The 16,184-nt window shown below is 50.3% G+C and carries 9 protein-coding genes, 1 tRNA gene and 1 riboswitch; of the genes, 8 read left to right on the top strand and 2 right to left on the bottom strand.

Features of this window, described 5'->3' with window-relative positions:
* Positions 1-383: 383 nt before the first annotated feature.
* From HPS57_RS09965 to rnc, 5 genes are all read left to right on the top strand, one after another.
* Positions 384-1,184, top strand: coding sequence for a gluconate 5-dehydrogenase (locus tag HPS57_RS09965; RefSeq protein WP_135939023.1), 801 nt, complete (start codon positions 384-386; stop codon positions 1,182-1,184).
* A 71-nt stretch (positions 1,185-1,255) separates the two neighbouring features.
* Positions 1,256-1,804: a GNAT family N-acetyltransferase gene (locus tag HPS57_RS09960; protein ID WP_172182683.1), complete on the top strand. Its 549-nt coding sequence runs from the start codon at positions 1,256-1,258 to the stop codon at positions 1,802-1,804.
* A gap of 219 nt (positions 1,805-2,023) precedes the next feature.
* Positions 2,024-2,260 (top strand): acyl carrier protein, encoded by a 237-nt coding sequence (locus HPS57_RS09955; protein ID WP_135939021.1) that lies wholly within the window; start codon positions 2,024-2,026, stop codon positions 2,258-2,260.
* Positions 2,261-2,436: 176 nt separating this feature from the next.
* On the top strand, positions 2,437-3,702 hold the full coding sequence (fabF, locus tag HPS57_RS09950; RefSeq protein ID WP_172182681.1) for a beta-ketoacyl-ACP synthase II: 1,266 nt from the start codon (positions 2,437-2,439) through the stop codon (positions 3,700-3,702).
* 9 nt (positions 3,703-3,711) lie between these two features.
* Positions 3,712-4,752 carry a ribonuclease III gene (rnc, locus tag HPS57_RS09945; RefSeq protein WP_172182679.1) on the top strand — a complete coding sequence of 347 codons (1,041 nt, stop codon included), beginning with the start codon at positions 3,712-3,714 and terminating at the stop codon, positions 4,750-4,752.
* An 81-nt stretch (positions 4,753-4,833) separates the two neighbouring features.
* Here rnc and HPS57_RS09940 read toward each other — a convergent pair.
* Positions 4,834-4,905: transfer RNA gene (locus HPS57_RS09940), tRNA-Arg, on the bottom strand.
* 414 nt (positions 4,906-5,319) lie between these two features.
* Here HPS57_RS09940 and HPS57_RS09935 point away from each other — a divergent pair.
* A complete protein-coding gene (locus HPS57_RS09935; protein WP_172182677.1) occupies positions 5,320-7,650 on the top strand; it encodes a pectate lyase family protein in 2,331 nt (776 codons plus the stop codon).
* Positions 7,651-7,763: 113 nt separating this feature from the next.
* On the opposite strand, the gene HPS57_RS09930 is transcribed toward HPS57_RS09935, so the two are convergent.
* Positions 7,764-10,130 carry a TonB-dependent receptor gene (locus HPS57_RS09930; RefSeq protein WP_172182675.1) on the bottom strand — a complete coding sequence of 789 codons (2,367 nt, stop codon included), beginning with the start codon at positions 10,128-10,130 and terminating at the stop codon, positions 7,764-7,766.
* A riboswitch (FMN riboswitch) is annotated at positions 10,131-10,313 on the bottom strand.
* An 842-nt stretch (positions 10,314-11,155) separates the two neighbouring features.
* Here HPS57_RS09930 and HPS57_RS09925 point away from each other — a divergent pair.
* The gene (locus tag HPS57_RS09925) at positions 11,156-14,239 is read left to right on the top strand and encodes a SusC/RagA family TonB-linked outer membrane protein (protein ID WP_172182673.1); all 3,084 of its coding nucleotides are present in this window, start codon (positions 11,156-11,158) and stop codon (positions 14,237-14,239) included.
* 12 nt (positions 14,240-14,251) lie between these two features.
* A complete protein-coding gene (locus tag HPS57_RS09920; RefSeq protein WP_172182671.1) occupies positions 14,252-16,084 on the top strand; it encodes a RagB/SusD family nutrient uptake outer membrane protein in 1,833 nt (610 codons plus the stop codon).
* Positions 16,085-16,184: the final 100 nt, after the last annotated feature.

The raw sequence follows: 16,184 nt of genomic DNA, 5'->3' as shown, positions 1-16,184 counted from the left end.
GCAATGCGAAAGGTAACCTTTTTGCATGTCAACCGTTACCTTTTACACTGCAAACCATTACCTTTTGCAAAGCGATATGTTATACACCCCAAATCGGACGGCAATAGTGTTTGCAAAAATCGTTCGAATCGAAGTATATTTCGGTAAAATGCCGGTTTTGTCGAAATATACTTCGTGATTTCAGATTATTTTGTTGTCTTTGCACATACCTAACCCTCCGTCTTCTTCCCATTGGTTAATGTATTATAAAAACTGACGGAAATCAAGTCATATACAAAAACTTTTTATTAATTTTGTACCAAGGATGTTGCCGCCGGAAAACATGGAAAACGGCTGCCAACACAAAGAACAGACATAAACAACTATCATAAAAACAAACTACTATGGCAAATCCATTCTCACTCGAAGGTAAGAACGCCTGGATCACCGGCGCATCTTACGGTATCGGTTTCAACATCGCCAAGGCATTCGTTGAGGCAGGTGCAAAGACAATCATCTTCAACGACATCAACGAGGCAGCACTCGAGCGCGGTCTCGCCAACTATAAGGAAGCAGGCATAACAAACGTGAAAGGCTATGTTTGCGACGTGACTGACGAAGAGGGCGTTAAGGCTCTCGTGGAGAAGATACACGAGGAGGTTGGTCAGATAGACATTCTCGTGAACAATGCCGGCATCATCAAGCGCATCCCTATGCACGAGATGAAGCGCGCAGAGTTCCAGCAGGTCATCGACATCGACCTCGTTGCACCATACATCTGTGCCGCTGCAGTGCTTCCTGAGATGATGGAGCGCAAGGAAGGCAAGATCATCAACATCTGCTCAATGATGTCTGAGCTCGGCCGCGAGACAGTTTCCGCTTATGCGGCAGCAAAGGGCGGTCTGAAGATGCTCACACGCAACATCTGCTCAGAGTACGGCGAGTACAACATCCAGTGCAACGGCATCGGTCCGGGCTATATCGCCACTCCGCAGACAGCTCCTCTCCGCGAGCGTCAGGCAGACGGCTCACGCCATCCGTTCGACTCATTCATCTGCGCAAAGACTCCTGCAGGACGCTGGCTTGACCCGTCAGAACTCGGCGGTCCGGCTGTCTTCCTCGCATCAAAGGCTTCTGACGCAGTGAACGGTCATGTGCTCTACGTCGACGGCGGTATCCTTGCTTACATCGGCAAGCAGCCTTGATGACCATGCCGTGCGGGGCACCCCTGCACGATGACAAATACAATGTATAACACACTTGCTTACTTTTCTAAATGATAACATTCAGAAAAGCGACACAAGCGGACGCACTCTTCATAGCCAAAGGCTTCCATGCGGCAATGCTCATGGAGGACGCTCCTGAAGAGCGCATCCGCTTGTTTGCTGAAAAAATATGCAGCCGTGACGATGTGCTCTACAGCGCACGCAACACGACAATAGCGGAACTTGACGGCAAGCCCGTAGGCATGCTCACAGCCTATGACGGCAGCCGTTACGGCGCAATGCGCCAAGTGACCATGCAACTCGTCAAGGAACACCTCGGCACAGAGTTCCCCGGAATGGAGGATGAGACAGTCCCCGGCGAGTACTACCTCGACTCCCTCGCTGTCAGGCCCGGACTCCGTGGCAAAGGAATAGGGCGCAGACTGCTCGAAAACGGTATCGCTGAGGGCAAAAGCCGTAACCTCACTGTCACCCTCGCCGTAGACCCTGTGAACGAAAAAGCGCAGAAACTCTATCGCGCAATAGGCTTCCGGCCGATGGGCGAACTCTTCATTTTCGGGCATACCTACTGGAAATGGGGGATAAAGCCGGAGGAATAGGAAAACATTTTTTTCATTCAAAAATGACAATGAACACCGGAAAATATGCACAAAGCTATCAAGCGTGTGCACAAAAAGTGTCATTTCTTGTTAAAATGTTTGCCCAATTCAATAATTATTTGTTACTTTGCAAACGATTTCCGGTATATAAGGAGAAATCACGACATTAGCACCCCATAATTATAAAAGAATATTCAACAAACTTAAAAAATTACAACTATGTCAGAAATTGAAAGCAAAGTAGTGAATATCATCGTTGACAAGCTCGGCGTTGATGAGACAGAGGTAAAGCCAGAAGCATCTTTCACAAACGATCTCGGTGCTGACTCTCTTGACACAGTAGAGCTCATCATGGAGTTCGAGAAGGAGTTCTCTATCTCTATTCCAGACGACAAGGCTGAGAAAATCGCTACTGTAGGCGACGCAATCGCTTATATCGAGGAGAATGCAAAATAAGCATACCTCAAAGATATAAAACTTATCGGAAGTTGTGCCATGGCTTTGTCAGGGCGTGGCTTCCGATTATTTCGTTAAAATAAGCAGGCTGCTCCCCGGGGAAAGGGAAACTTTCGTCGCATAGCCACAAAGAGTGGTGAGAGCAACCGGAAAATAATAACTCCCCAAAAGATTATATGGAACTGAAAAGAGTTGTTGTGACAGGTCTCGGATGTATCACACCTTGTGGTAACACTGTCGAGGAAACCTGGAACAATATCGTTGCCGGCAAGAGCGGATGCGCACCAATCGAGGGATTCGATGTCGAGAAGTTCAAGACACATTTCGCTTGCCAAGTTAAGAATTTCAAGGCAACAGATTACATTGACCGTAAGGAAGCACGCAAGATGGACCCATACTGCCAGTTCTCATTGGCAGCAGCGATGCAGGCAATCGATGACGCTGCATTCGACATGGAGGCACTTGACAAGAACCGCGTAGGCGTGGTTATGGGTGTCGGCATTGGCGGCATGCGCACCTTCCAGGACGAGATTGAGAACTTTGCAATCAACGGACCGACACTCGGCCCTAAGTTCAATCCGTTCTTCATCCCTAAGATGATTGGCGACATCGCCTGCGGACACATCTCAATCAAGTACGGATTCCGCGGTCCTAACTACATCACTTCATCAGCATGTGCATCTTCTACCAACGCACTCGCTGACGCATTCAACCTCATCCGACTCGGAAAGGCCAACGTCATCGTCAGCGGTGGCGCAGAGGCTGCCGTGGTAGAGTGCGGTCTCGGCGGATTCAACGCTATGCACGCCCTCTCCACTCGCAATGACGACCCTGAGCGCGCAAGCCGTCCATTCTCAGCAAGCCGCGACGGATTCGTTATGGCTGAGGGTGCCACAGTCCTTGTTCTCGAGGAACTGGAGCATGCAAAGGCACGCGGAGCGAAGATTTATGCAGAGATGGCAGGTGCAGGAATGTCTGCCGACGCTTACCACATCACAGCGTCACATCCTGAAGGTCTCGGTGCGAAACTCGTCATGGAGAACGCTCTCGAGGATGCAGGAATGAATCCTGAGGACATCGACTACATCAATGTCCATGGCACATCGACCCCTGTCGGTGACATTTCTGAGGCAAAGGCTATCAAGGATGTCTTCGGTGATGCTGCCTACAAGCTGAACATTTCCTCAACAAAGTCAATGACAGGCCACATGCTTGGCGGTGCAGGTGCTGCAGAGGCAATGTTCTCTGTCCTTGCAGTCAAGAACGACATCGTGCCGCCTACAATCAACCATGAGGAGGGTGACGAGGATCCGGAGATAGACTACAACCTGAACTTCACATTCAACCAGGCACAGAAGCGTGAGGTGCGTGCAGCACTTTCCAACACATTCGGCTTCGGTGGACACAATGCCTGCGTCATCTTCAAGAAATACGCAGAGTAAGAAATACGTATGGTAAATACTATCATTGATAGGATAAAGCTCCCTTTCCGCAAGGACAAGGAGCTTTATCTTACTTTGTATCAGATACTGGGAGTCCTCCCTCACGACATTTCCTTGTACAAGCTTGCGCTGATGCACAAAAGCGTAGCTCACCGTAACCAGAAAGGCCGCCCCGTAAACAATGAGCGTCTTGAGTTCCTCGGTGACGCAATCCTTGACGCAACGGTGGGACACATCGTCTATGACCATTTCCCTGGCAAGAAAGAAGGCTTTCTTACCAACACACGTTCAAAGCTCGTGCAACGCGAGACTCTTGGCAAGCTCGCCAAGGAAATGGGTATAACACGCCTTGTCCTCTCCAGCGGACGCTCCTCCGCACATAACTCCTACATGGGCGGAAACGCTTTTGAAGCACTCGTAGGCGCGCTTTACCTTGACCACGGATATGACGCTTGCATGAGGTTTGTGCAGCGCCAGATTCTCTCAAAGCTTGTCAATATTGACAAGGTGGCTTATAAAGAGGTGAACTTCAAGTCCAAACTTATTGAGTGGACGCAGAAGAACAAGGTCTGCATGGAGTACCGCAGCATCTTTGAAGGAAAGGACGAGAACGGCTCGCCGGTCTTCGAATGTGTCTGTGTCATTGAGGGGATAGAATGCTGCAAAGGAAAGGGCTTCTCAAAGAAAGAGGCGCATCAGCATGCTTCAGAAGGCACATTGAAGAAACTGCGCAAGCAGCCTAAGTTCTGTGACAGCATCTTTGCTGCCAAGACAGCACGTACAAAAATGGAGGAAGAGCCTGTAATGGCTGCCCCGGACATAGAAAAGGAAATGGCAGAAGGGCAGCAGTTCATCATTGTCAGCACACAGGAGGCAACCGTCTCCGGCACCTCCAAGGCATCAAGCCTTAAAGGAACGGCTGCACAATCCGCGGCAACAGGTGCAAGTGATGCCCATTTCGACATCGACTTCTCTGACATACAGACAGAAGCAAAGGAACCTACACGCGAGGACATCATTGCCGCTGCAGAGGCTGCCGCATTCAAATAGTGATGCCGTCTTGCTGCAATGACAACGGAAAAAACAAGAAAGTGGCTGCCTGAAACAAGGAATTCAGGCAGCCACTTTTCGTAGCTCCGCTGAGAATCGAACTCAGATCTGCCCTTTAGGAGAGGGCTGTTCTATCCATTGAACTACAAAGCCGCGTTCTCGCCAATCAGGAGCAGTCTCGCCCACTGATTGGCTTTTGCTTTGCAAAGGTAATGCTTTTTCTCCAAACACACAAATAAATGGATGAAAAAGTGGTGTTCATGCCTTCAGCAACCTTATTTCTTGTTTTTCATGATTCCAACAGAATAAGATATATATTAATAAGAAATACAGTCCATTATGGTGTTTGCTGCACACCATAAACAATGCTTTCCATGTAAAAAAAGTTAATTTTTCCACAAAAAGTCTTATTTGAATATTTTACCGCCTATCTTTGCAAAAACTTTCGATTGTGTACGTTAACAGCGCATTTTGTATGTGCGTCCATGACTTTATGCTGATATCCGGAAAACAGTCAAACAACACACTATAATTTTACAATCACTAACTAAAAATTTACAAACAACAATGAGAAGATTTTTGCAGCACATTGCCATTATGGCTTTGACACTCATCGTGTCATTGTCTGCAAAGGCTGCTGTCATCACGCAAAGCGGATGGTTTGAGACAGCCTATGCAAAGTGGGAGCCGGTGAACGGGGCTTCCGACTACCAAGTGTTCATAAAACCGGTAGGAGGCACATACACACAGCTCGACAAGGAGCTTGTGCGCCAATATCCCGGCTACTACCGTGCCGATGCCGTAGGACTCAGTGCCGGCTCATACGTCATGAAGATTGTGCCTGTCATCAGTGGCACAGCCGACGAAAGCAAGGCAATGGAGACCGCAGCAATGAATGTCATGCCGCACGACCGCAACGGTTTCGCACACTACAACCGCAGCGAAGGTGTCGGCGCATACAACAATGACGGCACACTGAAGAGCAATGCACGCGTGATTTATGTCACAGGAAACAACGCTAAGACAATCACTCTTGGTGTGATGCAGGACAAAGAGGTGTCTTTCACAGGACTTCAGGCTATTATTGGCGCATTTGAGAAGGGTAAGGAGACACGCCCTCTCGCAATCCGCATCATAGGCACAATCAAGGGCGAGGACATGGACAAGTTCGGTTCGAGCGCGGAAGGACTGCAGATAAAAGGCAAAAGCGGTGCCTATAATGCAAACATCACTCTCGAAGGCATAGGCAATGACGCTGCCATCCATGGCTTCGGCATCCTCTGTCGCAGCATTTCCTCTGTGGAATTCCGCAATTTCGCCATAATGCTCTGCATGGATGACTGTTTGTCCCTTGACACTGACAACCATAACATCTGGATTCACAACATGGACTTCTTCTATGGCAGCACCGGTGGCGATTCCGACCAGGCAAAGGGCGACGGCACTGTCGACATCAAAGGAAAGTCAAGCCACGTTACAGTCTCATACAACCATTTCTTTGATTCCGGCAAATGCTCACTCGGAGGCATGAAGAGCGAGACAACAGACTGCTGGATGACATATCATCATAACTGGTTTGACCACTCCGATTCACGCCATCCACGCATCCGCACTGCGTTCTATCATGTCTACAACAACTACTTTGACGGCAATTCAAAGTATGGTGTAGGCGTGACAAGCGGCGGCTCTTCTTTCGTGGAAAGCAACTATTTCCGCAACTGCAAGTATCCTATGCTAATCTCCAAGCAGGGTACTGACGCAGAAGGCAGCGGCACATTCTCCGGCGAACCGGGAGGCGTGAACAAGGCTTACAACAACTTCATAAAGGGCGAACGCAAGGTTCAGTATTATGACGGCTCACAGACCGACGGCAAATGGGATGCGGTACTTGCGAAATCACGTGACGAGTCTGTCACCGCGACAGCACTTGCCGGAGGCTCATCCTACAACAATGCTGCCGACACGGAAGCACGCAAGGCAGTGCCGGCAAGTGCGATAGAGACACCGGAAGCTGCACGCACTACGACACAGGCATACGCCGGACGCTGCGAGCAAGGTGATTTCAAGTGGACTTTCAACAACTCCATAGAGGACGAGAACTACGGAGTCATCTCCGAACTCAAGAATGCTGTAGTAAACTATCAGTCTACTCTCATCGGTTTCGCTGACGGCACAGCAATCAAGAACGGAGGTGCACAGCCGGCAGGCGACGGACTCGCTGTCGACGGCGGTAACGGCAAGGGCATCGACCCTGACAAAAACGAGGAGTATGTCCCTTCATGGGCAGGTGGCGGCGGTACAATTACTTCCGGTGATTACGTCATAGGAACAGACAAAGAGTATTTCTGGACCATTGCCGACAATGCCACTGAGACCCGGAAACTCCTTGACAACGGCACAATCACCCTTAATGAAGGTTCGTCATTCCAAACCACAAGCAATGTTGCAGGAAGCGACGGAACCGTCTTCTCTGACAAAGTCGGCTCACTCCAGCTTGTAAAGAGTACAGGCACAGCGACCTTCTATTGGAAGGACGGCATTCAAAGCATAGCTTTCTATATTGCACGCACAGGTTCGATGAAGGGTGATATTCTCACGAGTGACGACGGAACGACTTTCACAAAGCATTCCGATTACACCGGAAATAAAGGCACAAAAGACATTGCCGTTACTCCGGCAGAGCCTTGCAAGTATGTCCGCATCACAAATACCGCTACAGGCAGCCTGCACATTCAAGGAATAAAGATTGCCACTGTGTCTGGTTCTACCGGCGTTGACGGTATCGAGACTGTTGTCTCCGACATCGAGCGCATGTACGACATCACAGGACGCAGGATTGCTTCTCCTGTAAAGGGACAGCTGTACATAAAGGGCGGAAAGAAACATATCGCACAATAATATCTAATATATTTCAGAAAACACATTAATGACAATGCCGTGGACTTGATAAGCCCACGGCATTTTTGGTTTTACCGTTTACCGATTTTTGTATATTTCTCCAAACAACAACTCTAAAATGCAAGGCGCATGCCGAAGCTGAACTGTCGCGGTGCGCCCCAATATCCGCGGAACGACTCAAGGTCGTGTGTCGTTCCGTCGATGCCGCGCTCAATGTAATGCGCATCAAACAGATTCCTGCAACAAGCGAAAAGGTTCAGGCGCAGACCTTTGCTTACGCTTCCTTCCCAGCCGACGGTGGCGTCCACAAGACTGTAGGACGGCAGACGGTAGGCGTCAGGAGCATCCTCGTCTGTGCGTGATGATGGCTCAAAATCAGCATACATCCGCGCATTCAGCTGCCAACCGGCATTGAAATACAATGCGCCCGCCTTGCTTCCCAAGGCTGCTGACAGAGGAATCCTGCCGTCAAGGGTAAGACCTGCCTGCGTCTGCGGTGCATCGCCGACATGCAGATTGTTGCAGTAAATCTTGTATTCCTTCAATGTTTCTCCACTGAAAGAGTCGTAAGTCACGCCCTTGCCGTCACTCTTCCAGCGCCATGAGGCTGTGGAGAAGAACGCTTTCGCACGCAGCCAAGGCAGCAGTCGCTGATGCACGGCAAGTTCAATGCCACGGTGCAGGGCGTTCAAGCCTGTTATGTTGTACTTCTCGGCAGCCTCGTCGGCACGCTTGGTGATGTTCACTGTCAGCGTCTTGTCACGCCATGAAGCAATGTATCCCGACAGTTCCGCACCACCGCCCTGCCATGAGGCGCGCACTCCAAGCTCGCCAAGGAGGTTCTTTTCATTGACAATGTCGTTGGTGATAGACAGGTCGCTTGATGCAAGATACACACCGGCATACGGCAGGCGTGAGTTGTAACCGCCGTTAAGATACACCGACAAATCACGGTTTCCGCCGGCATCCCCTTTCAGAATATGGTAGAGCACACCGCCCCTCACTCCTCCTCCGAAGCCGTGAGCCCAACGGCTGCGCTCGCCGGTGATGTCATTATGACGGCTGTATGTACCGCTGAACAGCGACGCACCGATGTTTGCGGTCAGGCGCTCCGTGGCATACTGCCCCTGAATGTACCCCGAAGCATGGTGCGTGGTCCTGCCGTAACGCGCTCCGGTGTAGTCACCCACACCGACATTTTGCTTGGAAGTGGTGTCATACCAATGGTTTCCGCCGAGAAGGTCAAGCACCTTCATCTTCGACCATGTGTCGTAATATTGGTACTGGACGCCACCAAGCACCTTCATTTCCTTAGTGACAAGATACTCCGCCGATGCTATCGCACCCGCCTGAGTGTGTCCCGAAAGATAGTCCAGCATGATGTTCTGCGAACCATCCGCCGACGCACGGTTCTCCGCCTGTACGGCATCAAAGTCGATATGCCCGTCAGTTGTCTGGTGGCTTATTATCGGAATGCTGCCTTTCTGTCCGTAGGTGGAGCGTCCGCCGCCGTTGGCTATGGCAACGTACACGGAGTTTTTCATGGAGAAACGCTCACCGTCAAGGATATGCTGAAGGGTGAAATACGGCTTGAAATAATGGTTTCTGCCTATGGAATACTTCTCCCCGTTGAGCCAACCCCAGTTCTTTGAGTAGCCGCGCCCATACTTTTCCACCTCCGCAGCGGAAAGCTCCGTGTTGCGCTGGTCGTGCGTCTCCGGCGAACCGAGTGCCGTGAAGATGAGTGTGTTGTGAGCACCGAGCAGTTTGCTGACACTCAGCATATAGGAGAAAGTGCTTACATCCGAGCACTCCACGAAGCCATGTCCGCGAGTGTACGACACCATCGCATCGATGTTCCACCCATGACGCAATGTCCCGGTAGAGTAGTTCAGCACACCTTTCGTAAGCCCCTCGTCAGTGACGGAGAGGGCAAACGAGCCGTTAGGCAGACCGTTACCGGTCTTTGTGATGATGTTCACCATACCGCCCATGGCACAATCGGCAAGCATCGAGCCACCCATGCCCTTCTGCACCTGCACGGAATAGGTCGCCTCCGCCAAGCCCATCCAGTTGCTCCAGTACATGCTGCCCGAGGTAAGTCCCTGGATAGGGATGCCGTTAAGCATTATGGAGATGTTGTCCTGCTTGAATCCGCGCATGTTAAGCGACGCATCGCCATAGCTGCCCGTGGAGGCTGTGGCATAGACTCCCGGCACACCGTTGAGCATCTCCACATAGTTGGGAGACGTAAAGTGCAGGCGTATGTCCTGCGGAGTGATTGTTGTAAGGTTAAGCGGCGTTTCCCTCTCGTTGCAGAAATTGCCACGGATGGAAACCTCCTGAAGTGTGATTGTCGTGTCGGAAAGTTCCGTCGGACTGACAGAGCCGGACTTGCCGGCATCCTTCTCGCTTACGCCACCGGCGTAGGCGAGGTGTGTGGACATGATAATGCCCAGCGATAAAACAGATTTTTTCATTCTTTTCTTCTTTCATCCAGACTTTACTGTCGGTACCGTAATGGCGACTTTCGCTTCAACGGTTCTGCCTTCCACGCCCTCCGCATTGCCATTTTCCGTTATGTCCTATGGCGTTGCGTGAAGCGTTTCAGGCTCGCGGACTTTACCGCCGATCGGGAATTACACCCTGCCCTGAAGATTTTTCTTTTATGTTGTGGCAAACTCAGTCTTGGCAGTCATGAGCATCCTCCTGTTGCCTTGTCTTCGTTTTTCCGGCTGCAAAGTTATAAAAAAAAATGTATTTTCCATTATCTATTGCAAAAAAATCGTGGTAAGGGCAATAAAAAAGACGATATTCGGGCATGCGGAGGTGCAACCGTACATTATTATATGATGCTATTTTCGGGGCAGTCCAAGGTTGTCCGCCTCAACATTGTTAGTCCTGTAATCCTCTTTTGGAAATGTGTAAGCAAAACTTGTGTTATTGCTTTCAAAATGATATGTGTATTTGTGTTTTGTGTAAGCTAAAAACTTAATGAATATTAAAATACGGTTAACATAACTAAAGGTAACACTTTGCATTGTGAATCGTTACCTTTTGCCAAGCCAATCGTTACCTTTCATCATGCAAAAGGTAGGCTTTCATTTTGTCACTCACGACCTTTCGCCGTATGTGTGGTTTTGCCGGTGTTTGCAAAATGATGTGACTCACAATTGCAAAGGCAGCACATCACCGCCGCAAACCTTGTGGCGGACTCCGGCGGCAATATAGGGCAATGCAGTAGAGAGTGAAGGATAATGCCTGTGGTTGTGTCCGGAACATGTAAAATGTAGATGATACAAGCATTCAATATAGCACAGCACTTTTTATATATTTTTTCTTTCTTTGTGTTTAATACTGTTAAAAATTATCGGGGGGGGTAAAATGTGTTAATTGGATAGTGTAGATACTACCATTATATATTTATTTTGCTAAATTTGCGCCACATAATCTTTAGTTACATGTGCATACAAGTCACATTTTTATTAGAACTAACTTAACATTTATGCAAAAGAAGAAAACTTTTGTCAACAAAGCTATGAAAGCTATGTTGGTAGCCGGTTTTGCAGCAACGATGTCACCTCTGTCGGCACTTGCCGGTGGCAGTGTGAACACTTTTGTGCAGGCGCGGCAGAATGCAATCAAGGGCACTGTTGTCGACGAGGCAGGCGAACCGATGATTGGAGTGACAATCAAGGTGAAGAACTCACAGGCTGCCGCCATCACAGACCTTGACGGCAACTTCTCAGTGAACGCTTCTGACGGTGCGACAATCGAAATCTCCTACGTGGGATACATCACGCAGACCGTGAAGGCGCACAACGGAATGAAGGTGCAGCTTGCTCCCGACTCGCAGGTGATGGACGAGGTGGTGGTCATCGGCTACGGCACGGTGAAGAAGCGCGATGTCACCGGTGCCGTGGCATCCATAAAGAACGAGGACATCGTCATCGCTCCTACAAGCAATGCCATGGAGGCTTTGCAGGGAAAGGTTGCCGGTATGGACATCGTGAAAGGTTCCGGACAGATTGGCGATGAGCCGGAAATCCTGCTCCGTGGCACACGCTCCATATACGGAAGCAACGAGCCGCTGTTCATCATCGACGGCATTCCGGGAAGCTATTCCGAGGTGAACCCTTCGGACATCGAGACTATTGACGTGCTGAAGGATGCCTCTTCAACGGCTATCTACGGTTCTGCCGGTGCCAACGGTGTGGTTATCATCACCACAAAGCGCGGACAGACAGGCAAGGTGCGTGTCAATTTTGATGCTTACTATGGTTGGAGCGGTGCCCCAAACTATGAGAACAGCATGACCGGCGATGAGTGGGTGAACTATCATCAGGAGGCTTACAAATATGAGCACGGCAACTATGCTGCCGACATGGCTACGCTGTTCGGCAATCAGGACTATCTTGACGCTTACAATGCAGGCAAGTGGATTGATTGGGTGGACCTTGTTTCTGGCAACAAGGCTACCACGCAGAAATACAGCTTGTCAGTAACAGGCGGCACAGACAAGACGAAAATCTATGCTTCCGCTATCTATTCCAAGGATAAGGGCCTGCTTTCCAACGAGCAGCGCGACAAGTATGCTCTGCGCCTGAATGTCGATCAGGAGATAAACAAGTGGGCAAAAGTTGGTTTCACATCCAACCTTACTTACTCTAACCATGACCGTGGCGTGAAGAACACATTCACCCGCGCGCTCACTGCGTTCCCTCTCGGCGATGCTTACGATGCTGAGGGAAACATCGTTTCAGAGTATATCAACGGACAATATTCTCCGCTTGGCGACTTCATCCCTAACCAGTATGCCAACGAGACCCACACTACTTACGTGAATGCCACCGGTTTCCTTGAGCTTACTCCGTTCAAGGGGATGAGCATACGAAGCCAGATTTCAGGCTCCACATCCCACGCTCGCCAGGGACTCTATTGGGGGGCGCTCTGTAATGCCAACCGCCCTACATACGCGGGAACGCCTCATGCCGAGAAGGTGTTCAACGACAGCTGGAGCTATACATGGGAGAATGTGTTCGCATACAACACGACCATAGCAAAGGACCATAGCATCGGTGGCACGTTCATCACATCATGGTCAGAGTCACAGAGCGAGCCGACAACTGCCGGCGGTTCCGGACAGACAATGGACCAATGGCTTTTCCACCGCCTGAACGCTGCAACATCACAGTACATCAAGTCTGAGTACACACAGACTCAGAAGATGTCTTATGCCGTACGCTTCAACTATTCTTACAAAGGACGCTATCTCTTCACAGCCTCCAACCGTTGGGACGGTGTCTCATGGCTTTCCGAAGGCAACAAATGGGAGAGTTTCCCGGCAGCTGCCGTGGCATGGCGCATCTCTGACGAGGCGTTCATGGGAGGCATGAGCAGTTGGCTTGACAACCTGAAGGTGCGCATCGGTTGGGGTATCACAGGCAACTCCGGCGGCATCGGCGCTTACGGCACACAGTCACAGCCTTACGCTTACAGCAGTTCCGGCGTGACAGTGGACGGCAAAATCGTGCCTTTCTACCAGTACACAGGCACTTACGCAAGTCCTGACCTCACATGGGAGAAGTCCTACAACTGGAACATCGGTCTGGATTTCTCTGTCCTTAACAGCCGCATCGACGGCTCTGTCGAGTGGTTCAGCACAAAGACTCGTGGCCTGCTCTTCGCACGACAGATGCCGAGCACTACAGGCATCACCGGCTGGGGCTCACCATTGAAGGTATGGCAGAACCTTGCCAAGACAAGCAACCACGGCGTTGAGTTTACTATCAACAGCCGTAACATAAGGACAAAGGACTTCTCTTGGAACACATCTCTCACCGGAACATGGCAGAAAGAAAGGATAGAGGAACTCCCTGACGGCGACCTCATCGCTGAGAACCTGTTCGTCGGCTCACCGATAAAGGCTGTCTATGGATACAAATATGCAGGAATCTGGGGCACTGACACTGACAAGGCTACGCTTGACGCTTATGGCGTGGAGCCGGGCTTCATAAAGGTTGAGACAAACGAGAAGTTTGATGCTAAAGGTGTTTCTGACAATGGTGTGCACAAGTATGGCGAGGACGATCGCCGCATTCTCGGTCACAGAAACCCTAACTGGATTCTCGGTCTGAACAACACCTTTACTTACAAGAACCTTGACCTGACAATCTATGCCATGGGACGTTTCGGCCAGACCATAGAGAGCAGCATGCTCGGCTACTATACGGCAGACAACAGTCTGACAAAGAACCAGCCGTCAGGCGTCGACTATTGGACAGAGGACAATCAGGGAGCGTTCTATCCACGCCCGGGTACAGGAGGCAAGCAGGCCACTGTCTACTCTTCACTCCGTGTCGTTGACGGCTCTTTCATCAAGATAAAGAACATCACTCTCGGCTACACATTGCCAAAGAGCTGGACACGCAAGGCATTGATAGAGAACTGCCGCGTCTACTTCACAACCTACAATCCGTTCATCTTCTCAATGGACTCACGCCTTAACGACACTGACCCTGAGACCGGCGGAGCTGACAGCTTCCCGACCTACAAGCAGTATGTCATCGGCATCAACCTAACCTTCTAACGAAACAGACTTATGAAAAGATACATAAAGCAGATAACAGGAGTCTTCGCATTATCATCATTGGCACTTCTCAGCTCTTGCTCCTTGGACGAGAAGAACCCGGGAGGCTTCACCTTCGACACTGTGACCATGACAGAGGACGGCTATCAGGCTATCCTTAACCAGATTTATTTCGGCGCGGAGCGTGTCCTCTACGGCACTGACGGCTACATGCAGTTGACAGAGGCTGACACAGACCTTTGGACAACAAAGGCCAATGACGGCAACAGCAACACACAGTATTTCTGGTTCTTTGGCGGTGCGAGTGCTAACACGACATACACAAACACTATCTGGAATGCTATTTATGACGGTATCGGAAGCTGCAACACTGCCATCGCTTATGCTGCCAATCCGCCTATTTCCGAGGCAAAGCGCAACAACAGCATAGCACAGGCTCGCTTCATGCGCGCTGTTTACTATTTCAATGCTGTGGAGCAGTTTGGCGGAGTGGTGAAGGTCACTGACCTTGGCGTGCCTAACTATGCGCCTGAGCGCACTGACCCATTGACAATATATAAGGAGGTGATTATCCCTGACCTTGAGTTCGCTACGCAATATCTTGACAAGGGAACCGACGCAACTTGCACGACTCCCACAAAGAAATCGGCATTGGGATTCCTCGCAAAGGCTTGCCTTCAGACTTACGAGTATGGTTCTACGGAGTTCCTGCAGAAGGGTATGGACGCAGCAAAGGCTCTTATAACCGACTGTGAGAATGGCGGTTCGCAGTATGGAGCATACATGTATTCCAACTTTGAGGATGTCTTCAAGCAGGACAACAGCTGGGAGAACAAGGAGGCTTTGTGGAAGCATCGCTGGTATTCCGGAAGCGACGGCCATGGCTCATCCAACGGTGCGCAGAAGTGTAACCGCAATGATGAGATGTTCCTCGCTGCCATCAACCATTTCGCTGCGCGTCAGGACAATCCACAGGCGCGACAGACATGGGAAGGCGGACAGACAGGCAGCTTCATGCCTACCCGGCATCTGCTCAACCTTTTCGTGCAGGAAGACGGCTCACTTGACCCGCGTTTCCACAAATCCTTTGTCACAGAGTGGAACTGCAACCGTGACTACACATGGACGGACGGCGACGCAAAGACTTATGGCAAGGACGCTTCTGTCGTAGGAAAGACCCTGAAATTCCAGGAGAACATCCTTGACAAGACACAGAATTCCAAGGCTATCGGTGACCTTGCCATTAAGTTTGTCATGCCGCAGGATGCCGGTTACGCATCGGAGGTTGCCAATGCTGCCAATGCTTCTTATCTGCTTGTGGACTATAAGAAGGTGTACAGTGACGCCGACCGTAACGTAATCATGACTTCCGGCAATGCAGAGAACCACTGGCGTTACTTCTATCCTTCATTGAGCAAGCACAACTCCAGCAACATCTATGTTGTTAACGAGAGCAAGAACCGTTTCGCAAACCTGAATGCTACGTTCATCATGCGCATGGCTGAGGTTTACCTTATCGCTGCCGAGCTTGACATTTATCTCAACGGTGGCAGTGGTGCGATGGCGTATATTAACAAGGTGCGCACAAGAGCAGGGGCAAACGCCCTCTCAGGCACTGCCTCTGTACGCACTGTGCTTGACGAGCGTGGCAGGGAGTTGTGTGGCGAGTACAGCCGTTTCTATGACCTGAAGCGCACCGGTATGTTCAAGGATGCCAACTATCTGCAGGAGACACACCCTGACCTGGCTAAGTTCTTCACTCCTGAGTATGCTCTGCGCCCTATCTCCACGACATATTTGGCGACAATCACCAATGGCGCCGGATGGCAGAACCCCGGCTATTGATAAAATGAACTGACGACTTGTTCAGTCGTCTGATTAACATGTAATCCGTGATACACTCTCAAAAGAGGGCATGTATCACGGATTTGTTGTGTTAGAAGGT

The sequence above is a fragment of the Palleniella intestinalis genome, assembly GCF_013166595.1.
In the GTDB taxonomy this organism is placed as follows: domain Bacteria; phylum Bacteroidota; class Bacteroidia; order Bacteroidales; family Bacteroidaceae; genus Prevotella; species Prevotella intestinalis.
The sequence above is the reverse complement of the archived record's forward strand: the minus strand, read 5'-3'. Positions and strand labels throughout refer to the sequence as shown.

What these genes read in the sequence shown, in the direction of transcription:
- HPS57_RS09935 (WP_172182677.1), top strand. Translation starts at nt 5,320, where the DNA reads ATGAGAAGATTTTTGCAGCACATTGCCATTATGGCTTTGACACTCATC.
- HPS57_RS09955 (WP_135939021.1), top strand. Translation starts at nt 2,024, where the DNA reads ATGTCAGAAATTGAAAGCAAAGTAGTGAATATCATCGTTGACAAGCTC.
- HPS57_RS09930 (WP_172182675.1), bottom strand. Translation starts at nt 10,130, where the DNA reads ATGAAAAAATCTGTTTTATCGCTGGGCATTATCATGTCCACACACCTC.
- HPS57_RS09920 (WP_172182671.1), top strand. Translation starts at nt 14,252, where the DNA reads ATGAAAAGATACATAAAGCAGATAACAGGAGTCTTCGCATTATCATCA.
- rnc (WP_172182679.1), top strand. Translation starts at nt 3,712, where the DNA reads ATGGTAAATACTATCATTGATAGGATAAAGCTCCCTTTCCGCAAGGAC.
- HPS57_RS09925 (WP_172182673.1), top strand. Translation starts at nt 11,156, where the DNA reads ATGCAAAAGAAGAAAACTTTTGTCAACAAAGCTATGAAAGCTATGTTG.
- fabF (WP_172182681.1), top strand. Translation starts at nt 2,437, where the DNA reads ATGGAACTGAAAAGAGTTGTTGTGACAGGTCTCGGATGTATCACACCT.
- HPS57_RS09960 (WP_172182683.1), top strand. Translation starts at nt 1,256, where the DNA reads ATGATAACATTCAGAAAAGCGACACAAGCGGACGCACTCTTCATAGCC.
- HPS57_RS09965 (WP_135939023.1), top strand. Translation starts at nt 384, where the DNA reads ATGGCAAATCCATTCTCACTCGAAGGTAAGAACGCCTGGATCACCGGC.